Source organism: Clostridium sp. TJA038 (genome assembly GCF_058310255.1).
Map to the genome: position 1 here is coordinate 230,648 of NZ_JBZEFA010000003.1, position 21,605 is coordinate 252,252.

Annotated in this window: 17 protein-coding genes, 1 tRNA gene, 1 rRNA gene and 1 riboswitch; of the genes, 1 reads left to right on the plus strand and 18 read right to left on the minus strand. The window is 26.3% G+C overall.

Features of this window, described 5'->3' with window-relative positions; genetic code table 11:
- Nucleotides 1-1,165, minus strand: a 1,165-nt coding sequence (locus AC4FQV_RS08100; protein WP_491165290.1) for an N-acetylmuramoyl-L-alanine amidase, incomplete at its 3' end; no start/stop codon positions are given.
- A gap of 194 nt (nt 1,166-1,359) precedes the next feature.
- On the opposite strand from AC4FQV_RS08100, the gene AC4FQV_RS08105 reads away from it, so the two are divergent.
- Nucleotides 1,360-2,541, plus strand: coding sequence for a cation diffusion facilitator family transporter (locus AC4FQV_RS08105; RefSeq protein ID WP_491137900.1), 1,182 nt, complete (start codon nt 1,360-1,362; stop codon nt 2,539-2,541).
- Nucleotides 2,542-2,589: 48 nt separating this feature from the next.
- Here AC4FQV_RS08105 and AC4FQV_RS08110 read toward each other — a convergent pair whose 3' ends face one another.
- The 17 genes from AC4FQV_RS08110 to rrf form a co-directional block, all read right to left on the minus strand.
- Entirely contained in the window at nt 2,590-4,437 is a 1,848-nt protein-coding gene (locus AC4FQV_RS08110; protein WP_491137899.1) for an LTA synthase family protein, read from the minus strand.
- Nucleotides 4,438-4,582: 145 nt separating this feature from the next.
- On the minus strand, nt 4,583-6,421 hold the full coding sequence (locus AC4FQV_RS08115; protein WP_491165291.1) for an LTA synthase family protein: 1,839 nt from the start codon (nt 6,419-6,421) through the stop codon (nt 4,583-4,585).
- A 31-nt stretch (nt 6,422-6,452) separates the two neighbouring features.
- Complete coding sequence (locus AC4FQV_RS08120) at nt 6,453-6,785, minus strand: EamA family transporter (RefSeq protein ID WP_491137896.1); 333 nt, start codon at nt 6,783-6,785, stop codon at nt 6,453-6,455.
- Nucleotides 6,778-7,122 carry an EamA family transporter gene (locus tag AC4FQV_RS08125; protein ID WP_491165292.1) on the minus strand — a complete coding sequence of 115 codons (345 nt, stop codon included), beginning with the start codon at nt 7,120-7,122 and terminating at the stop codon, nt 6,778-6,780. Before AC4FQV_RS08125 ends, AC4FQV_RS08120 begins: the two co-directional genes overlap by 8 nt.
- A gap of 3 nt (nt 7,123-7,125) precedes the next feature.
- Complete coding sequence (locus AC4FQV_RS08130; RefSeq protein WP_491137894.1) at nt 7,126-7,761, minus strand: HAD family hydrolase; 636 nt, start codon at nt 7,759-7,761, stop codon at nt 7,126-7,128.
- A 15-nt stretch (nt 7,762-7,776) separates the two neighbouring features.
- Nucleotides 7,777-9,372, minus strand: a complete 1,596-nt coding sequence (locus AC4FQV_RS08135) for a hypothetical protein (protein WP_491165293.1) — start codon at nt 9,370-9,372, stop codon at nt 7,777-7,779.
- 10 nt (nt 9,373-9,382) lie between these two features.
- Complete coding sequence (locus AC4FQV_RS08140; RefSeq protein ID WP_491165294.1) at nt 9,383-10,297, minus strand: decaprenyl-phosphate phosphoribosyltransferase; 915 nt, start codon at nt 10,295-10,297, stop codon at nt 9,383-9,385.
- A gap of 148 nt (nt 10,298-10,445) precedes the next feature.
- Nucleotides 10,446-12,257: an LTA synthase family protein gene (locus AC4FQV_RS08145; RefSeq protein WP_491165295.1), complete on the minus strand. Its 1,812-nt coding sequence runs from the start codon at nt 12,255-12,257 to the stop codon at nt 10,446-10,448.
- A 164-nt stretch (nt 12,258-12,421) separates the two neighbouring features.
- A complete protein-coding gene (locus AC4FQV_RS08150; RefSeq protein ID WP_491165296.1) occupies nt 12,422-14,542 on the minus strand; it encodes a HelD family protein in 2,121 nt (706 codons plus the stop codon).
- A gap of 142 nt (nt 14,543-14,684) precedes the next feature.
- Nucleotides 14,685-16,808, minus strand: coding sequence for an ATP-dependent zinc metalloprotease FtsH (ftsH, locus tag AC4FQV_RS08155; RefSeq protein ID WP_491137886.1), 2,124 nt, complete (start codon nt 16,806-16,808; stop codon nt 14,685-14,687).
- 24 nt (nt 16,809-16,832) lie between these two features.
- Nucleotides 16,833-17,363: a signal peptidase I gene (lepB, locus tag AC4FQV_RS08160; protein ID WP_491137885.1), complete on the minus strand. Its 531-nt coding sequence runs from the start codon at nt 17,361-17,363 to the stop codon at nt 16,833-16,835.
- Nucleotides 17,363-17,584, minus strand: coding sequence for a DUF3006 domain-containing protein (locus tag AC4FQV_RS08165; protein WP_491137883.1), 222 nt, complete (start codon nt 17,582-17,584; stop codon nt 17,363-17,365). Before AC4FQV_RS08165 ends, lepB begins: the two co-directional genes overlap by 1 nt.
- A 397-nt stretch (nt 17,585-17,981) precedes the next feature.
- Nucleotides 17,982-19,277 carry a diaminopimelate decarboxylase gene (lysA, locus tag AC4FQV_RS08170; protein WP_491165297.1) on the minus strand — a complete coding sequence of 432 codons (1,296 nt, stop codon included), beginning with the start codon at nt 19,275-19,277 and terminating at the stop codon, nt 17,982-17,984.
- 113 nt (nt 19,278-19,390) lie between these two features.
- Nucleotides 19,391-19,561: riboswitch (Lysine riboswitch) on the minus strand.
- Between the two features lie 104 nt (nt 19,562-19,665).
- Nucleotides 19,666-20,205, minus strand: coding sequence for an NAD(+) diphosphatase (locus AC4FQV_RS08175; RefSeq protein ID WP_491165298.1), 540 nt, complete (start codon nt 20,203-20,205; stop codon nt 19,666-19,668).
- A 283-nt stretch (nt 20,206-20,488) separates the two neighbouring features.
- On the minus strand, nt 20,489-21,181 hold the full coding sequence (sfsA, locus tag AC4FQV_RS08180) for a DNA/RNA nuclease SfsA (protein WP_491137880.1): 693 nt from the start codon (nt 21,179-21,181) through the stop codon (nt 20,489-20,491).
- Nucleotides 21,182-21,445: 264 nt separating this feature from the next.
- A tRNA-Glu gene (locus AC4FQV_RS08185) sits at nt 21,446-21,520 on the minus strand.
- A 7-nt stretch (nt 21,521-21,527) separates the two neighbouring features.
- Nucleotides 21,528-21,605: ribosomal RNA gene (rrf, locus tag AC4FQV_RS08190) — 5S ribosomal RNA — on the minus strand; the annotation flags it as partial.

Below are 21,605 nucleotides of genomic sequence, written 5' to 3' on the forward strand. Positions count from 1 at the left end.
CTTCTTCTAAAACTTTTACATATTGTTTTGCTACATAGCCTACTTTTCCATTAACCTTTACTTCGTACCATCCATCTACTTCTTTTATAATTTCAACCTTTTCATTATTTCTTAAAGTTCCTATTATTTCATAGTTGCTTCCTGGTCCTTTTCTAAGGTTTAATTCACTTTTTACTTGCACTACTCCCTTTTTACTTTCTGTTGGTTTTTCTTCTTCTACTGGTGGTTTATTATTTTCTTCTTCATTTATTACTGCTATATTTTCTTTACTTATATAACCAAACTTTTTTTCTTCGCCCTCTAAGTAATCAATTTTATACCATCCATCTAGTTCTTCATATATATTAACTATTTCATCCTTTTTTAATTTATGCAAAACTGTTCCATGTTCACTAGGACTTTCAACTACATTGATAGATTCAACATTAATAACCTTTCCTTGCATTATAGGTTTTAAATTATCATCTATAATCTCATCTCTAGAAATTTCTTCTTTAAAATAAGGCCATAATTCTGGTCTATCTACAATCATCATTCTAGAACAAGTCTTGCCACTAGCATCTTTATGCATAACTACGTTTTCTGAAGGTATATCATGTTTTTTCATTAAATATTTAGTTAACTCAATTCCATTTTCTAAAGTTTTGTCAAAATCATTATCTTTATTTACACAAAGTTCTATACCTATACTTGTAGAGTTATTTATATTACCATTTTTTCCATCTCCAACATGCCAACCTCTCCAATTATCTTCTAAAGCTTGTATAATATTTCCTTCATCAATTATATAATGAGCTGAGGCTTTAGCATCTGGATGATTAGCAAAATAATTTCTATTTGCCATGGCATTAGCACCTTTATCTCTATTATCTGTATCATGTATAACTATATACTTTGGAGTTATAATTTCTCCCTTTGAGTAATTAATATCTATAAGTTCCTTGTCCACTTTTATCCCATTAATAACTGGAGTATTTGAATTTTCCTTTTTATTTTTATTTGTAACTTCATGATAATCTCCAGCTATACAGTTGCTTTTATTTTTTTCTTGTCCATTTTTAATTTCACCATTATATTCCTTTGCCATAACTAATTCATTAGCCCCTAAAACTCCTGTTGCTAGAGCTAAAGACAGTATTAAAGCACTTATTTTATTTTTATTCACAAAAATCTCTCCCTTATATTTTTAAATCCCTACATTAAAAATTTCCCAATTTGATTAATATTTTAAATGCAATTTCAATATTTTTCAATATAAAATATTGTGCTATAATTAGATAAGATTTAGTTTAAAAAAATTTAAAATTATGCTATTAAATTTTTCTAAAACTATAATATAAAAATGGAGAGATGATTAATATGCTTTCAAATTTCATAATTAAAACCTTCATTAAAGACTATAAAAATACAGAGGATGATAATGTTAGAAGTTCTTATGGTTATTTAGCTAGTATAGTTGGAATAATTGTTAATATAATTTTATTTTTAATAAAATTTTCAGTAGGACTACTTTCAGCAAGTATAGCCATAACAGCAGATGCTTTTAACAACTTATCCGATGCAGGTTCTTCTGTTATAACTATGATAGGTTTTAAATTAGCTAAAATGCCTGCTGATAAAGAACATCCCTTTGGGCATGGAAGAATTGAATATATTTCTGCTTTAATAGTAGCATTTATGGTTATGTTAGTGGGATTTCAATTCACAAAATCTTCTATAGAAAGAATACTGCATCCAACACCTGTAACCTTTGAAGTAATTCCTTTCATTTTATTAGTTATATCTATATTCTTTAAGTTTTGGTTAAGTAGATTTAATAAAGTAACTGGAAATAAAATAAACTCATCTGCTCTTAAAGCTGCATCAGTTGATGCCTTAGGAGATGTATTTACTTCAACTTGTGTTGTTATTTCATTTTTAGCTGCAAAATTCACTACTTTTCCTATTGATGGATATATAGGTGTTCTTGTTTCATTAGCTATTTTATATGCTGGTTTTAGCTTAGTTAAAGAAACTATAAGCCCACTTTTAGGGGAAGCACCAGACCCTGAACTTGCTAAAAACATAAAAGATATGGTTTTATCTTATGATAATATAATAGGAGTTCATGACCTTATAATTCATAACTATGGAGTTGGTAAATGTATGGCTTCAATACATGCTGAAATCCCTTCAGATATAAATGTTATGAAAATACATGATATTATAGATACTGCTGAAAGAGAAATTTCTAAAAAATTAAAGATTTATTTAGTAATTCATATGGACCCTGTTTGTTTAGAAGATGAAGAAATTAAACAAGCTAAGGAAGAAATTGATAAAATAATTAAATATAATCCTTTAATAGAATCTATGCATGACTTTAGAATAGTTGGTAACGGTGATAAGAAAAATTTAATCTTCGATATTGTTGTAAATCCAGAGAAATTAAAAAAAGTTATGTCAGAAAAGGAATTAAAAGAAGAAATAACAAATGCAATTAAGGAAATTCATCCTCAATATAATTGCATAATTACTTTAGATAGAGATTTTGATTGTTAAAAAAGGTAGCCCTTTGGCTACCTTTTTTTATTTACATATAGATTTATTTTAGTTATTATTTTTAAAATAATCTGACCTAATTATTTTAGTTGAAACATCATAGGAATTTTTAACATGGTCTAACTCCTCTTGACTTTTTGCCTCACCTGCTACTTCTCCACCTGGAAGAGCTACTATATTTCTATTGGTATTTAAAAGATTTCTTCCTATTATATCTCTTAATCCATTATTTTCTACTCCTAGCAAGTATGCTACTGTTGGCATTACATCTATTAATCCTCCCTTTGTTTCTATGGTTTCACCTTTAATTGAAGGATTATATATTATAAGAGGAACTTTCTTTTCATCTAACTTCCAATAGTTTCCGTCAAAGTTAACATCCTTTAATTGTTCTTTATAATATTTATTTGGACCTGCATGATCTCCATAAATAACGAAAACAGTATCATCAAATCTTCCCTCTTCTTTTAATTTATCCATAAAGATTTTAATAGCTTCATCAGTATATCTTACAGTTTTAAAGTATTGTCCTATAAGGGTACCCTCTATTTCACTAGGTATTTTTATACTTGTATGAGCATCATCAATATCAAAAGGACCATGATTAGTTAAAGTTACTGTATATAAATAAAATGGCTCTTTTAATTCTCCAGCTTTAGTAGCTAATTGACTTAAATAGCTTTTATCTGAAATTCCTAATCCAATTATTTCATCTTCATTAAAATCATATAATGTATAGGAATTTTGGAATTTAAGCAAGCTATGATGTACTTCTCCCCAGTTCCAACTTCCAGCTACCTCAGGATGCGCTGAAACTGTAGTATATCCGTCTTTTTCTAATATAGATGGTAAAGTAGTTAAACTTCTACTTGGATAAGCAAAAGAGGTTGCAGCATTAGTTATAGGTAGCATTCCTGTATTAACCATTAAATCAGCATCTGAACTAAATCCTGTTAAATTCTCCTCATAAATATTAGGGAAATAATATGCATTCTTTAATAAAGAGTTTAAGGTAGGAGTTATTTCCTGTCCATCAACTTTCTTGTTTATAACAAAGTCTTCTAAAGATTCAATTTGTAGTACAACTAAATTTTTTCCCTTTAATTCACCTTTAAATTTATTATCTGGTAAATTCTCGTAATTATCTTCTAACCAAGATTTAATGTATTCTTTTTCAGAATCACTTAAACTTATGTCCTTGTCAAGAACGAAGGTTTTATATATATCAAAAAAATGATATCCTAAAGGAGTTGCCCTAAAAAGACCACTTGTAGGTGTCCATGCCACTCTTAAAAATCCCTTTTCCCCTTTAGTAATATCCTTAACATCATATAAGTAGTATTTTCCTAATATACATCCACTAGGTATTAAGAAAGTTAATAAAAAGGCTATTACTCTAAATTTAGTTTTCTTAAAGTACCAATCCTTAGTATATTTCTTTAATAATATGTATAGTATTGGTAAAAGCACAAGGTCTATTACAAATAATAACATTCTGCTTCTAAAAAATATAAGGTCTTTATTTAAAGGATTAAATAAATCTGGATATACTAAAAATTTTATTGAAGGGAAAGTTCCATAAACTCTATAATAAAGTAAATCAAAAATTAAAAGTGCTGAAATTCCTAAATCCACAATATATAGATAAATAAATTTCCCCCACCTTTTAAATAAAAAACCAAAACTTATAAATATTAATGGAAATAGTAGATATATTATCTTATAATCTATAAGTCCATATACAAAACCTAGATTTAATTCCATTCCACTATTACTCTTTAGCATAGTACAAAATACAGTTATCTTAACTATAAGCAAAAAGTAAAATAAAATTTCTAAGGGAAAACTTTTAAAAAAATTACCAACTTTTTTTAAAAACCCATGATTTTTAACCATAATTATCCTCCTCTAATTTAATTTTTCTTTTGAAATCCACCTTCTATTATTACATTTTTTCCTATAAAATACAAAAAAATTTTTTTATTTATAAAAAAGTATCAAACTTAACTTATTAAATTAAAGTTTGATACTTTTATATATTTTATTTGTTATTTTTAAAGTAGTCTTCTTTTATTATTTTATTTGATATATCATAAGATTGTTTAACATGGTTTAGCTCCTCTTGAGATTTAGCTTCTCCTGCTACCTCTCCTCCTGGAAGAGCTACTATATCTCTATTAGTATTTAATAAATCTCTTCCTATGACATTTTTTAAATTTCCATTATCTGTTCCTAAAAGATATGAAACTGTAGGCATAACATCTGTAAGTCCACCTTTAGTTTCTATTTCTATCCCCTCTATTGATGGATTATATATTATAAGAGGTACTTTTCTTTCATTAAGTTTCCAATAGTTCCCATCGTAATCTACATCTTTTAATTGATTTTTATAGTATTTAGTAGGTCCTGCATGGTCCCCATAAATAACAAAAACAGTATTATCAAATCTTCCTTCTTCTTTTAACTTGTCCATAAACATTTTAATGGCTTCATCAGTATATCTTACTGTTTTAAAGTATTGTCCTATAAGAGTTCCTTCTATTTCACTAGGTATTTTTATACTTGTATGAGCATCATCAATATCAAAAGGACCATGATTTGTTAAGGTTACTGTATATAGATAAAAGGGCTCCTTTAATTCCTTAGCCTTATTAGCTAATTGAGTTAAATAACTTTTATCTGACATACCAAAACCTACAACTTCGCTATAATCAAAGCTATACATATCATAAATATTTTGAAAATTAAAAAGCCCTTTATGAACTTCTCCCCAGTTCCAATTTCCAATAACTTCAGGATGAGAAGATGCTGTTGTATAGCCTATCTTTTCTAAAATTTTAGGTAAAGTTTCCATATCTCTTACAGGATATGAAAAAGAAGTGGCTGAATCTAATACAGGAAGCATTCCTGTGTTAACCATAAAGTCTGCATCAGAACTATTCCCTTTTAAATTCTGCTCATATATATTAGGAAAATAATATGAGTTTTCTAACATTGCATTTAATGTTGGTGTTATTTCTTGCCCTTCAACCTTTTTACCTATAACGAAATCCTCTAAAGATTCAACTTGTATAAAAACTAAGTTTTTTCCTTTTAAAGTACTAAAATATTTATTATTAGGTAAGTTTTCATAATTATAATCTAACCACTCTTTTATATTATCTTCCTCTTTTTTACTTAAATTTAAATCCTTATCTAAAACAAAAGTCTTATAAACATCATACATATGATAACCTAAAGGAGTATTTCTAAATATTGTTCCTGAAGGTGTCCACTCAGTTCCAAAGGCATATTCTCCCTTTTTCTCATAAACCTTATAATTATTATAAAAAACATAACTAGTTGACATTATAAATATTATTAAAAAAGCACTTAATCTGTTTTTCTTAAACTTTATATAAGTATATTTAAAGGATTTTCTTATAAGAATAAATAATATAGGTAAAATTATTAAATCAATTAATATTAAAAACATTTTACCTCTAATAAAAAATAAATCTTTCCCTAAAGGATTATATAGTTTTGGATATATTAAATATCTTACTGAAGGAAATGAACTATATAATCTATAATACATTAAATCAAAAATCAATAATATCGATATAAAAACATCAAGAATATAAAGATATATAATCTTTCCTTTACTTTTCAATAAAAATGCAAAGCTTATAAGTATTAAAGGTAGTAATAAATATATATCTTCATAACTTATAAGACCTATTGCTGTACCTAAATTTAATTTCAACCCATTGTTACTTTTTAACATTGTGCAGAAAAGAGTTATTTTAAATATGAATATAAGATAAAATAATATCTCAAAGGAAGATTTTCTTAACCCCCCAAAAATTTTCTGCATCAAATTATTTTTTTCTTTTGTCAAAATTTATCATCCCTTACTATTTAATTTTTCCTTACATAGCTATAAAAATTGTTCCTATTATAATTAAAATTGTTCCTATTATTTTATTTCTTGTTATCTTTTCTCCTAAGGCTATTTTAGAAATTATCATTGTCCATATATATGTAATAGCTGTTAAAGGTAATACAATGCTATAAGGTAAAAATTTAAGAGCTACTATGTTTAAAAGAGCTGCACTTACATAAAATATTCCTCCAACATAAATTCTCCAATTTAAAAAGAGTGAAACTATTCCCTCTAGATTTTCTGCTCCTTTTTTAAAAAAATATCCACCTAAAGCTCCTAAAAGAGTCATTATAGGAAATAAAAGTATTATATTATTCACTCTTATCCCCCCTTGCAATAAAAATTACTCCTAAAATTATAATAACTATACCTATAAACTGTAAAAAACTTATTCTTTCATTTAAGAATAAAAATCCATTTATAAGAGCAAAAATATAGCCTATACACATAAGAGGATGTAAAATTGATAACTCTCCAAATTTAAAAGCTATTATCATAGTTAATGCTCCAATTCCATATAATATGAAGCCGAATAATATAAAAAGTATGCTCTTATTAATTCCAAATTTCCAAAATAACTGTCCAAAAGAAGTACATAAAGCTGATATAATTATTAGTACTATTCCTTTCCAAAGCTTATTATTTTTCAAAATCATTTCCTACTTCCATTTTAATATTTCATAATCTAAGTTTTTCTTATTATAATTTATTAAATATGCCTTTTTTACCAAATTAAACATAGGCATATCTGAAAGAGAATCTGAATAGGCTACAGAATTTTCTTTGTCTATAAATAATTTTTTCTTTTTTAAATATTTATTTATTCTTTTTACTTTTTCCTCACCCTTGCAATTCTCTCCATTTATTTTATTTAAATATTTACCACTTTTATAATATACCTTTGTTCCTATTACCCCATCTACATATTCTTCTAATTCAAAAAATTTCAAATAACATTCTAAAGAAGCTGTAACTAAAAGTATATAATAACCTTTAGATTTTAATTTTTTCATTTCTAAAATTGCATCATTATAAACTGAATTTTTTATTACCTTAAAAAAAAACTCCTCTATATCTTCCTTTGTTAAATATTTTAAAGTATAAAACATATTTTCCTTTGCTTTTTTAGTATTTATAAAACCTAATTTATAAAAAAATAATACAAAAAATAATTCTGGTAATCTTAAAATAGCTTTAGGATATTTATTTATAGTGTATTTTAATAATTTAAACATAGAATCACCTTTTATTAAGGTTTTATCAATATCAAATAAAGCAACTTTTGTATTTTTCATTCTACTAATCACCTTTTAATCTACTATTTTATAATTTAAATTAAATTCCTCTGCCTTATTTATCTTTGAAAATTTAAACTCATCCTTTCTTATTGTTTTATCAATTAAAATCTCCTTTTTTAAATCCTTAGATAAATCATTTTTTATTTTTAAAGTTGATGGAATCATTATAATTGAATTAACCAACATAATAATTAAAAATACGTAACCAAGTATTTTTATAATTTTATTTTTGCTATTCCCCATTAATATATATATTAACACAGGTATAGCCCAAATAAATGACATATATCTAGCCCACCAAAAATCACCACAATATAATATAACAAAAGCTAAAAAAACACTTAAAACTATAGAACAGGTCTTTAATTTTTTATCACTACATTTTAATATAAGGACTATTAAAAATAAGAAAGATATTGGTAGAAATATTACTGAATAAATTCCAAAACCTCTTAATCTTGGGTCAGCTGCAGCGTAAATCTTTTTTGTCCCTTCTTTAATTTCAAACATTTCTTTAATACTCTTTGGTGCTTTTCCTATTCTATTATCAACAGAAGGATTAGCTATCAAAGCTTTATATGCTTTTTCAAATTCACCATCATATCTAAATTCCTCTGGTGTATTATTTGTCATAATATCAATTTTATTTTCTCCTGCTAAAGGATATAAAGGATGTCCATTATTTATTGTATTTTTTACATAAGGATTAAAGCCAATAATTAAAACAGAAAAAATAAAACTTACAATTAAAAATATAATTAACTTTATATTATAAGATTTACTACTATATATAAAATTACATATAAGAAATGCAGTTAAAATACCTCCTGCATAAGCTAAGCCAGTAAATTTTATATTTACTAAAAAGGTGGCAATATTTATAAGGGCAAAATATTTAAAATAAAATAAATCTTTAAAAAATAAAATAAGAAATAAATTTATTACTAATATAACTATATATATACCTAAAGAAGCATCTACGTAGTATGTAAAAATCTGACTTACATTTACTGGATTAATAGCTAATAATAAAGCTCCAATTAATGATAATAATATTTTCTTATTTGTTATTAAATAAAAAATTGCAAATCCCAATAAGGAAATTATTATAGGTAATAACATATTTAAAACCTTTGCTGTTTCAATTTTTCCAGTAACTACATAAATTGAAGCAGCAAAAATCCAAGGTGCTTTTGTATAATGCTTTACCCAAATGTCTACATTATTTCCCTCATCAAAAAAAGGATTCCATCCATTTTTAAGTCTTATTATTCCCTCTTGATGATAAGAAAGAGAATCATAGCTTGAATCCCATATAAAATTATTTATAAATCCTAAAATAAATATAATTACATAAAATAAAATAAGAATTCCTATCATGTATCTCCATTTTATTTTTTCTCCATCCTTATCTAAAATAAACTTAGATAAAATTAAAGATATTATAGGAAAAATAATTATGCCTAATTTATTTATAGAACTATTAAAAATAAATAAAATACTATTGCCAATAAATATACTTCCTATAAAAACTAAAAACATAAAAGATAAAATTATAGTATAATATGATAGTTTATTACTTTTTAAGTTTCCTAACCTTTTTTCCATTATTCACCTCTTAAACTACATATAAAAGTAATATAACACTTGTAATAGCCCATAATATTACATCAATAATTATACTCTTATCTGTTAATACAGTTTCAGTAGGGCTTCCTCCCTCACCTTTTTTCATACTTAAATACTTATATCTAAATAAACCATATACAACAAATATATTAGTTATTGTCATATAGATATTTTCATAAGCTACAAAGGTATACATAGCATAACTTATTATTGTGCAAGTTAATGTAATATCTGAAAATTGTTTTAATAATTCATCAGAGTAATCCTCTAAGATTTTTCTATGTTCATTAGCTTTTCCTTCTAGTTTTATTATTTCATTTCTTCTTTTCTCAAAACCTAAAAACAAAGAAATAAAAAATGTACATAATAAAATCCATCCTGATAAAGAAACATTAATTGCTATTCCTCCTGCTATAACCCTTAATATAAATCCTATTGCTATGAAAATAACATCTAAAATTACAATATTTTTTATTTTAAAAGAATAAAAAATATTATTTATAAAATATAGCATTAAAATAATAAATAACCCCTTGTTTATAAAAAAAGCACTAACCATACTAACAGATAATATTAATACTAAAGAAATTATAGATTGTTTAATTGAAATAGCACCACTTGCTATAGGTCTAAATCTTTTTTTAGGATGTACTCTATCTTTTTCAACATCTAAAATATCATTCATTATATAAACAGAAGAAGATATTAGACAGAATAAAACAAAAGCTAATAAAGCACTTTTATCCTTATTTAGATTTAAAAAACTATATGAAAATATTAATGCTCCAAATACAAAAAAGTTTTTTACCCATTGCTTTGGTCTCATCAATTTTAAAAGATTAATAATAAAATTTTCACAATTTTTATTATTTACCCTCTCATAGTTGTATTCACTGTTCTCCATGTTAAACCTCCATTAATAATTTGTTCAAATTTTCAACGACTAATATTATATCATAGTTATTTGTTTATACCTAAATAAATTAATTTAATAAAAAATAAAAAACTATCAATTAAAATAAAATTTTTAATTGATAGTTTTTTATTTTTTATTATTTATTATTTTTAAAGTAATTTCCTTGTATAACCATATCTGAAATTCTAAAGGACTTTTCTAAATGTTCCTTCTCTTCTTTAGTTGGATTTCCAACTATTTCTCCATCATTTAATATTATTGAATTTCTATTAGTATTTACTAAAACTCTTCCCATTGAAGTATTTTCAAAAGCATTTCTATTAAAGCCTAATAAATACGCTATTGTTGGTAAAAAGTCAATTTGTCCGCCTTCTTTAGAGATAATCTCTCCCTTTAAACTTGGATTGTAAACTAAAAATGGAATTTCTTTTCCATTATCTTTCCACCAATCGCCCTCTAATGGTGCATTTTTAATATCCTCTTCATAAAACTTATGAACTCCACAATGATCTCCATAAAGCATTATTACTGTGTTATCTAAAAGATTTTCTTCTTTTAATTGATTTATAAATTTACCAATTGCTTCATCTGTATATCTAACACTTTGGAAATATGCACCTAACATATTTTCATTTAAATCCTTTGGTAAATCTAAGTATTGTTTATCCTCTGGTATTTCAAATGGTCCATGACTTGTTAAAGTAACTAAAAAAGTGTAAAAAGGTTGTTTCTCAGTTTTTAATCTTTCACCAACTTGTCTTAAATAAGATTCATCTGACATTCCAAGCCCAATTAATTCACTTTGGTCAAATTGATTTGCATCCCATATTTTATCTGCTCTAAAAGATTTATGTGCTTCTGCCCAGTTCCAATTTCCTGGAACCTCTGGGTGAGTTGATATTGTATTATATCCTCTGCTATTTAATAAATCTTGAAGTGTATTATATTCTGTGCAAGGATATCCAAAGAATGTACTTCCATCTCTTACTGGCAACATTGATGTATTAACCATTAAATCACAATCAGAACTTATTCCTGAATTATTTTGTTCCTTTATGTTATCAAAATATAAACTATGTTTTAAAAGCTTATTTATATTTGGTGTAATCTCTTGACCATAAACTTCTTTTCCTATAACAAAATTTTCAAGAGACTCTACTTGTATTGCTATAAGATTCTTTCCTTCAAAAATACCCTTATATTCATTATCAGGTAAATCTTCTTTATTTTCATCAAACCAAGTCTTAATTTCATTTTTTTCAGCATCACTTAAGTCAGTTCCCCTACTAGCATAATAATAAACATCATATCCATGATATCCTAAAGGACTTGTATCACTAAAGGTTTGAAAAGGTGCCCAAGCTATTCTTAAAAAACTTTTATCTGATTTTCCTTGTATATCTATGTAATTATGTGAAAATCCTATTATAGCAGCACTTATTACAAATATGCTACCAAAGGCCATTAATCTTGTTTTTAAAGTACTTTTATATTTTATGTTCTTTAATCCTGTAAAGTTATAAACAAAAAACAGTATTACAAAATCTAATAAAAAAAGTAAATCTATAGGTTTAAAATTAAATAAACTTTTTCCTATAGGATTAAAAATATTAGGTTCAATCAAATGTCTTATTGATAAAAATGTTCCATTTACTCTGTAATACCAAATATCAGCTATAAATAAAATAGTTACTAAAATATCAATAACTACTGCTGTCCTTATTCTTCCCTTCCCCTTAAATAAATACACAAAACTTGCTATTAAAGTAATTATAGCAATATGTGCCCACCAAGCAGGAGGAGTAAAATACATCGTTGCAAAATTCATACTTGCAGAATCTGGTGTCCTAAGCATTGACAAAAGCATCATGGATTTTAACTGCAAAATAACTACTAAAAATATAAAAACCCAGTTGCATTTTAAAAAGCCTTTTACTTTTTCCTTCATAAAATTTCCTCACTATCTATTTTTTTATTTATTTACTTTAATTATTATATCATTTGAAGATAAAATTTCATATTAGTTAAAACTTAATAAAAATAATTAAGAATTAAGAATAAAAGAAGCAAATAATATTATTTGCTTCTTTTATTCTTACTATACTAATTAATTTATCTAATCTTTATTTCTTTTAATCTATGAAGTGCTCTAGTACTCATTATATATTTTATCAAGTCTTCCTCTTTACCTTTTTTCTTAAGCTCATCTATCATAATAACTCCATCAAACTCTAAACCTTTTGCAAAATAAGATGGTATTATAACATTTCCACCTTTATAAAGAACATCCTCATTATCAAACTTCACTAAATGAACCTTACTACTAATAATATTATAAATTTTATCTAACTCTTCTTTATCCCTTGTTATAATAGCAATACTTTCTAAACCTTCACTTGTAAACTCTTTTAAAGATTCAACAATATACTCTGAAAGTTCTTCATATTTATTAAATTCAATTTCTTCAACTTTTTTACCATGTCTAACTAAAGGTATTATTCTATCTTCATTAAGATATTTATTAGCATATTCCATTATTTCATAAGTACTTCTATAGCTTTTATTTAAATTATAAATTTCTATATTTCTTTCATCAAATATTTTTTCTAATTCCATCATAGGTGCTAAATCAGAGTATTTAATAAGTCTTTGATTTACATCTCCTACAACTGTAAAATACTTACTTCCAGTTAACTCTCTCACAACCTTAAATTGAAGTGGCGAATAATCTTGTGCCTCATCTATAACTACATGTCTGTAATCTTTAGTTGCTTTTTTCCCTTCTAAATTTATTGATAAATATAATATTGGAGCTAAATCATTTATTGTATATTCTTTATTATTATCATTAAATCTATCATATATCTCTAATATATCTTCTCTTAAAATCCATTCATCAAGCTTAGACTTAGATTTAATTACTTCACTAATTATCTCTCTTATTCTTAATCTTCTTCTAAATTCTAAATTATTTTCTTCTATTAAAAGTTCCTCTGGTGTTAACTTTTCTTTTTCTTTTCTTATTTCTTCATTTAACTCCCATACCTTTTCATCTCTTTTATCTTTTATTTTAGATATTATTATTCTCTTTATTTTTTCACTTCTTCTAAACAAAGGCATATATTCATAATGCTTATTAAACATTTCTTCTATTTCTTCTTTTGAAACAACTAATTCATCAAAATATTTTACATCCTGAACCTTAAAGTAATCTTTATTCATATCGCTTATTAAAAGGTCTAAATCCTCTATTACTTTATATGAATTTTTATACATTGCATCTTCTAAAAAATTCTTATCCTTTGAAAGTATTTTTTCTAAGTACTTATCAAAACTCATTATATAAAGCTCTTTATCCATTTCCTTTAAAGCAAAGCTTGCAAAAGTTTCTTGTTTTACTCCAACCTCTCCAAGACTTGGTAACACCTGTGAAATGTACTCCATAAATATACTATTAGGCCCTAAAATAAGAACTTTATCTTCTAATTCTTTTCTGTAATTATATAAAAGATATGCAACTCTATGAAGAGCTATAGTTGTTTTACCACTACCAGCTACCCCATTTACAACTATATTAGTTGTTCTATCCTTTCTTATTATTTCATCTTGTTCCTTTTGAAGTGTCATTATTACATCTTTAAGTTTATCAGAACTGTTGTTACTTAAAACCATTTGTAAAATATCATCTTTTACATCTACAGCAGAATCAAAAACACCTTTTAACTCTCCTTTTTTAACGATAATTTGTCTTCTTCCTTCTATATCACAGTTTATTATTCCTTCTGGTGATACATATGTTGCCTCTCCTAAAGTTCCATGATAAAAAAGAGAAGCTACAGGTGCTCTCCAATCAACGATTGCAGGCTCATAACTCCCTTCAGGAGTAACTCCAAATCTTCCAATATACATAGTATCTCTTTGGTCAAATTCTAAATCTTTAAAAGTAACTCTTCCAAAGTATGGTGAATCTTTTAAAATTGTTAGCTCTTTTAGTCTTTTATCTATTGTAGCAAAGGACTGTTCTTTTACATATCTTTCATGGTCAAAGTACTCTATTAACTTATCTTCATCATCTTTATATTCTTCAATTGCATTTTTTCTATAATCTAATATATATTGTGTTACAAACTTTCTTTTATTAATATAGGAAAGCATTTCTTCATTTAATATATTAGAAACTTCCTCTAATTTTTTCTCTTCAACTAAAAACTCTATATCTTTTTTTTCATTCATTAGCCTCTTCCTTTCTTACTATCTAATAATTGATTATAACCAATTTATTAAATTAAATTTCCTTTAAATAGCAAGATACTATTTAAAATAAAATTGTGCATGAAGCATTTTACTTCATGCACAATTTAAAAAGATTATATTCTTACTCATTAGAATCTTGTTTATTTTCATCTTCTAATGAAACTTTATTTTCTTCATCACTCTCTTTATTTCCCTCAGAATTTTCTTCATTTATGTTTTCTTTAGGATTAAGTAATTTTAAAGCTTCATTTCTAGCTTCATCAATGGCTTGTTGTTCAGCTTTCTTTCTTTCTTCTTCTTCTAATCTTAAAGCTTCTTCTCTAGCCTTTTTAATAGCTTCTTCTTTTTCTTTTCTCTTAGCTAAAGCTTGTTCTCTTAAGCTTTGAATTTCTCTCTTAGCCTTTTCATCAGCTTCTCTCTTTTCAGGATATTTAGAATAAACTATTTCCATAAATTCATCGCCCATTATAGTTTCTTTATCTAAAAGAACTCCTGCTATTTCATCTAATAAATCTCTATTTTCAGTTAAAATCTTAATTGATTTTTCATGAGCACTCTTTATAACATGTAAAACTTCTTCATCTGCTATTGCTGCAGTAGTTTCTGAACAGTTTCTAACTGGTCTTCCATCTAAATATCTGTTGCTCATAGCTTCTAAAGCCATCATATCAAATCTCTTACTCATACCATAAATAGTTATCATATTTCTAGCTGACTGAGTAGCTCTTTCAATATCATTTGAAGCTCCAGTAGTTATACTGTGGAATACTACTTCTTCAGCAGCTCTACCACCTAACATAACAGATATTTGATCTATCATTTCTTCCTTAGATACTAAATATTTTTCTTCTTCTGGAAGTTGCATTGTATATCCTAAGGCTCCCATAGTTCTAGGAACTATTGTTATTTTATGAACTGGGTCAGTATTATTTAATAAAGCTGCAACTAATGCATGCCCAACTTCGTGATATGCAACAATCTTCTTTTCTTTTGGTGAAAGTATTCTATCTCTCTTTTCTTGACCTGCTATAATAACTTCAACAGCTTCATCTAAGTCTTCTTGAATTACAAATTTTCTACCATGTTTTACAGCTCTTAAAGCAGCTTCATTTACTATATTAGCTAAGTCTGCTCCTACTGCACCAGGAGTAGATTTTGCAACTTCTTCTAAAGATACATCATCTGATAATTTAACATCTCTAGAGTGAACCTTTAATATTTCTTCTCTACCTATTAAATCTGGTCTATCTACTATTATTCTTCTATCAAATCTACCTGGTCTTAATAGTGCTTTATCTAAAACCTCTGGTCTATTTGTAGCTGCTAAAATAACAACACCCTTTGAAGAATCAAAACCATCCATTTCTGTTAATAACTGATTAAGAGTTTGCTCTCTTTCATCATTTCCTTGTATAGCACCATCTCTACTTTTACCTATAGCATCAATTTCATCTATAAAAACTATACATGGTGCTTTTTCTTCTGCTTGCTTAAATAAATCTCTTACTCTAGCTGCTCCCATACCAACAAACATTTCAACAAAGTCTGAACCTGACATTGAGAAAAATGGCACTTTTGCTTCACCAGCAACGGCTTTAGCAAGTAATGTTTTACCTGTTCCTGGAGGCCCTACTAATAAAGCTCCCTTAGGAAGTTTAGCACCTATTTCAACATATTTTTTTGTATCATGTAAGAAATCTACAATTTCAACTAAAGACTCTTTAGCTTCATCTTGTCCTGCAACATCTTTAAAAGTTATTCCTGTTTCATTTTCAGCATAAAGTTTAGCATTATTTTTACCAAAGGACATTACTCCTCCGCCCATTTTATTGTTCATCTTAGAGAACATCATTTTACCTACAAAAACAATTAGAAGAAATGGTAAAATCCATGACATTAATAATCCTAAAAGTTGATAATTTTCAGGTTTTGTTACATTAAATCCAACTCCTGCTGAAGTTAAATCCTTAATTAAATCTGGTTGGCTAAGTCCTGCAACTGCCGGATTAGTTGTGTATAATATCTTTCCTTTTAGATTACTACTATCTGAAGGCGTTATTTCAATTTGATTACCTGAAAAATTTACAGATTCAATCTCCTTTTTATCTAACATCTGCATAAATGTACTATAATCTACTTTTTCATATAGCATTTCATCTTTAACCATGTTAAATATTAATAATATACCAAAAGCTATAATACTATATATGGCAATATATTTAAGCATTTTTTTATCTTTAAACATACCTCAGTCCTCCTTCTCTAATGTTTATTTTACAAATCCTATTCTATCAAAAGGATATATTGTCAATTGTGCTTTTGCTTCTATGTCGTCTCCATCTACATAAGGGTAACTCCAATACCTAGAATCATCACTATTATTTCTGTTATCACCTAGCATTAAATATTTCCCTTCAGGAACATCAAAAGACATATTAGTTTTTCCACCTTGATATTTTACATAGTCTTCTTCAAGCTTATTTCCATTTATATAAACTGAACCATCACTTTTTATCTCTACATGCTCACCAGGCATACCTATAACACGCTTTAAAAGTGGCTCATTTAACTCCTCTGAATTAAAAACTACTATGTCTCCTCTTTTAATATTATTCGGATTGTGTACTCTTGTAACAAATAGCTGATCACCAATTTCTACTGTTGGCATCATTGACCCTGTTGGAACTTTTATCTTAAATAATAAAAATTGTCGGATCAAAAAAGCTAATACTAAGGCTATTAAGATTGGTATAATCCAATCTAAAAAGAATGATTTCTTCTTTTTATTATTAGAACCCATTACTCTTCCCACATACCTTTCATTAAGTCTTCTATTTCTTTTTTTCTTTTTTCTGTAAGCGCTTTATTCAAACAAAACTTATCTTCCTTACCTTTAACTAGAACATCCCCCTCTTTTACGTTACCTTTTACGTCGTCTTTTTTTAATTCTAAAACATTTCCATCTTCATCTTCACATACGATAAAATGTCCTTCTATTCTATCTACTACTATTTCTTTCATTTTATACTCCTTGTTCCGAATATTAGTCTTTAGAATAATTTAATTAAAATAAAATTATCCTTCAATAATTTTAGAATTTTTTACCTTTAGTAATCTTAAAGTATCAAATATAAGTATATCATAAATTACCATAAGTTTGTAAACTTTAATTCATAGTTTTACCCTTAAGTTTCATAAATATTTTAGTATTATTTTATCAATTTATTATGTCTTTTTTGTGTCTTTAAAATTTAAATATTTAAATCTTTAAGAAATAATTTTTTAAAAAACTTAACTATTAAATAAAATCCTAAAAATAAAATTCTTATTTTCTTATACTTCCCTTTTATTATATACTTTAATTCTCTTTTATTTAATAAAAAAAGTTGTATAGTTATTTCTATACAACTTTAAAAAATTAAAAACATTCATTTTTAAGCAAATCTTCATAAGTTTCTCTTTTGCACATAAGCTTTGATAACCCTTGATTTACACTTACAACTGCCGCTTTAGGAATTTTGTTATAGTTATTTGCCATAGAGTACCCATAAGCACCAGTAGACATAATTGCTAATATATCTCCCGTTTCCATTTTAGGCATTTCTATTGAATTTAAAAGCACATCTCCTGACTCACAACATTTTCCCGCTACAGTAACTACTTCCTTATAATTATTAAAAACTCTATTAGCTATTAAGGAATCATAATTTGCACTATATAAAGCGGGTCTTATATTATCACTCATTCCCCCATCTACACTTACATATTTTCTTATGCTAGGAATTTCTTTAATAGCTCCTACAGTATAAAGTGTTATTCCAGCATTTCCAACTATACTTCTTCCTGGCTCAACTGTAAGTATAGGAAGCTTCATATTTAATTCTTCACAAACCTCATCAGCTTTATTTATTATTGATAAACAATATTCTTCTATTTCTTTTGGAGTATCCTCATCAGTATAATATATACCAAAGCCACCACCTAAATCTAATTCTTCTATTTCATAGCCTAAATTTTCTTTTATGCTTTTTATAAGCTTTAACATAATTTCCGTAGCATCTTCATAAGGCTCTAAATCAAATATTTGAGAACCTATATGACAATGTAATCCCTTAAGGTCTATATACTCTAAAGCTAAGGCTTTTTTAATAACTTCATAAACAGTATTTCCAAGTACGGGAAATCCAAATTTAGAATCTATTTGACCTGTTTTTATATAGTCATGAGTATGAGCTTCTATACCTGGAGTTATTCTTAAATAAACTTTTTGAATAATACCATAATCTCTTGCTATAGAATTTAAAAGTTCTAACTCATGTATATTATCCACTATAAATCTTCCAATTTTCAATCTTACTCCTAAATCTATTTCATAATCTGATTTATTATTACCATGAAAATATATTCTTTCCATAGGAAAACCTGCTCTATATGCAGTATATAATTCTCCTCCAGAAACAACATCTAAATATAAATTTTCCTCTTTAACTAAGTTGCACATAGCCATATTTATAAAAGCTTTCCCTGCATAAGTAACTCTATTTCCTCTTTCATTACACTTCATAGCTTTATAATATCTTCTACAATTATCTCTTATTAATTCTTCATCAATAACATATAAAGGAGTTCCATACTCTTTAGCTAAAGCTTTAGCTTTTATCCCTCCAATATATAATTCATTTTCTTCTACCTTCATTGTTCCAAATAATCTCATATTTTTCCCTCCACAAATTTCTAGTTGTAGAGTATAAAAGTATGCAAAGCTATCGATTTTATAAAAATAAAAACAGCAAAGGAACACCCTTGCTGCTTTAATCGCAACTTAGCGTACCTTGTAGCACTCCACTTTTTTCAAAGTGACAGTTATATGCATATTATACATATACCCAGAAAATTTGATTACCATCTCATTTTCTTCGGCCATAATTCCTTTCACTATACATAAACGTTTGTCAACTGCTTATAGCTACTCTTAATTACAGCACCTCTACTTTGGTCCTATTTTAAACTTATTTATTTTTATTATATTAATTATTGTTTATAATCTTACTAAAAACTTTTAAATAATGCAATAGTATAAATTAAAATTATCAATAAAAAATTTATACCTTACAACTATTTCCTTCACATCTAAAGGCTTTAGTTCCTTCATATCCTATTTCTTTTAATACCTTTTTAACTACTCTTTTGCCTATACTATCCTCATTTAATTCACAAAGAGCATCTTCTATATTATACCAAGCCACTCCTTCTACTTCTTCAGATTTTTTTATTTCTCCAGTTTCATAATAAGCTAAATATGTTAACATAAGTAATTCTTTTCCTTTTACAAAATCACTACCTAAGTATTTTATATCTTTAACAGTTATTCCTGTTTCTTCTTTAACTTCTCTATATACAGTTTCTTCTGCAGTCTCATCAACTCCTACATAACCTGAGATAAGCACCTTAGAATTTTCATAAATATAACTTTGTTTTAAAAGAAGTATTTCATCCTCCTTTATAACAGCAACCACAACACAAGGCTTAGGCAAATCAAAAAACATCATATTATGTTTACTACAATAAGGCACATTTCCTTCATCCCAACTATCTTTAAGCTCTAATTTTTCACCGCATAATGGACAATATTTAAATTTCATAATCACTCTCTTTAGTAAAGCAAATATATTACCTTCTATAATATATTTTAAAAATTTATCTAACCTTATATATGTTAAATTAAAATATATTTCCCTTATGTAAATTTAAAAACCTAATTTAATATGATTTATAAATTTTCTCTATTTTAACTAAGAATAGTAATATAGATTACGCTAACTAAAGTTCACCACCTTTCATATTCTAAAATACTTCTATTATTTTATATGAACATAAATTTGAAAATTAAAATTGATTTTCTAAATAAAATTTTATTAAATATAATTATAAAATTATTTCTATAGGCTTAAGTAATTCTATCTCCTCTTCAGTAACTTTACAATTATAACAAAAAATATCTACACCTTCATTTTTAGCTAATCTTAAAGCTTCTGAAAATTTAGGGTCTTTTTCATCATTTGGAGAAAAATTAATCACCTTCTCTAATTGTATTAAAAAAAGAACTCCTGCACTCATACCTAATTTCTTTACTTCTATAAGCTCTAATAAATGCTTTCTCCCTCTTTCAGTAGGTGAATCTGGAAATTTAGTTTCTCCATTTTCCTCTAAGGTTACTCCTTTAACCTCTAAAAAATAAACATTATCATTATCATCTTGTAATTTAAAATCAAATCTAGAATTTCCAAAAGTTTTTTCTCTACTTATATTATTAAATCTTTCTAATTTTTTTATTTTTTTATTTTTTAATGCTTCTTCAACTACTTTATTAGGAGCTTGAGAGTCTATATTTATTAAAACTTCTCCTTTATAAGCTGCAATTAAATCATAGGGAGTTTTTCTATTTTTAGTAGTTCCTCTCCTTAAAAGTACTGTGCAACCTTCTTTTAAAATTTCTCTACACCTTCCTGTATTAGGTACATGAACTAATATTTCTTTATTATCTAAAAGCACATATGCTTGAAATCTATTTGGTCTTTTTAAAAAAATAGCTTTTTCAATAGTACTACCATATTTCATTTATAATACCCTCTTTAATAAATATACTTATTGATTATTTTTATAAATAATTATTTAAACTTAATACTTTATAAATTATTTAAAATAAAAATTTCTTATATAAATTATATTATTTTGCATTTTTAGTTACTTAATTCCTTGTTATATATTCTACATAAAATCTATTTTATTAACAAGAAATAAATTAAAGGTCAATAATTATAAAATTTTAAAATTTTAAAATTTTATAATAAAAAACTCGATAAGCATTGCTTATCGAGTTTATGGTGACCCCTAGGGGAATCGAACCCCTGTTACCACCGTGAAAGGGTGGTGTCTTAACCGCTTGACCAAGGGGCCAAACTTAACCTGGCAACCACCTACTCTCCCACACAGTCTCCCGTGCAGTACCATCGGCCTCTATAGGCTTAACCTTCGTGTTCGG

Bases quoted from the DNA above. Each gene is read 5' to 3' on its own strand.
- ftsH (WP_491137886.1), bottom strand. From the start codon at position 16,808: ATGTTTAAAGATAAAAAAATGCTTAAATATATTGCCATATATAGTATT.
- AC4FQV_RS08165 (WP_491137883.1), bottom strand. From the start codon at position 17,584: ATGAAAGAAATAGTAGTAGATAGAATAGAAGGACATTTTATCGTATGT.
- lysA (WP_491165297.1), bottom strand. From the start codon at position 19,277: ATGAGATTATTTGGAACAATGAAGGTAGAAGAAAATGAATTATATATT.
- sfsA (WP_491137880.1), bottom strand. From the start codon at position 21,181: ATGAAATATGGTAGTACTATTGAAAAAGCTATTTTTTTAAAAAGACCA.
- AC4FQV_RS08140 (WP_491165294.1), bottom strand. From the start codon at position 10,297: ATGGAGAACAGTGAATACAACTATGAGAGGGTAAATAATAAAAATTGT.
- AC4FQV_RS08135 (WP_491165293.1), bottom strand. From the start codon at position 9,372: ATGGAAAAAAGGTTAGGAAACTTAAAAAGTAATAAACTATCATATTAT.
- AC4FQV_RS08150 (WP_491165296.1), bottom strand. From the start codon at position 14,542: ATGAATGAAAAAAAAGATATAGAGTTTTTAGTTGAAGAGAAAAAATTA.
- AC4FQV_RS08110 (WP_491137899.1), bottom strand. From the start codon at position 4,437: ATGGTTAAAAATCATGGGTTTTTAAAAAAAGTTGGTAATTTTTTTAAA.
- lepB (WP_491137885.1), bottom strand. From the start codon at position 17,363: ATGGGTTCTAATAATAAAAAGAAGAAATCATTCTTTTTAGATTGGATT.
- AC4FQV_RS08175 (WP_491165298.1), bottom strand. From the start codon at position 20,205: ATGAAATTTAAATATTGTCCATTATGCGGTGAAAAATTAGAGCTTAAA.
- AC4FQV_RS08105 (WP_491137900.1), top strand. From the start codon at position 1,360: ATGCTTTCAAATTTCATAATTAAAACCTTCATTAAAGACTATAAAAAT.
- AC4FQV_RS08130 (WP_491137894.1), bottom strand. From the start codon at position 7,761: ATGAAAAATACAAAAGTTGCTTTATTTGATATTGATAAAACCTTAATA.
- AC4FQV_RS08125 (WP_491165292.1), bottom strand. From the start codon at position 7,122: ATGATTTTGAAAAATAATAAGCTTTGGAAAGGAATAGTACTAATAATT.
- AC4FQV_RS08145 (WP_491165295.1), bottom strand. From the start codon at position 12,257: ATGAAGGAAAAAGTAAAAGGCTTTTTAAAATGCAACTGGGTTTTTATA.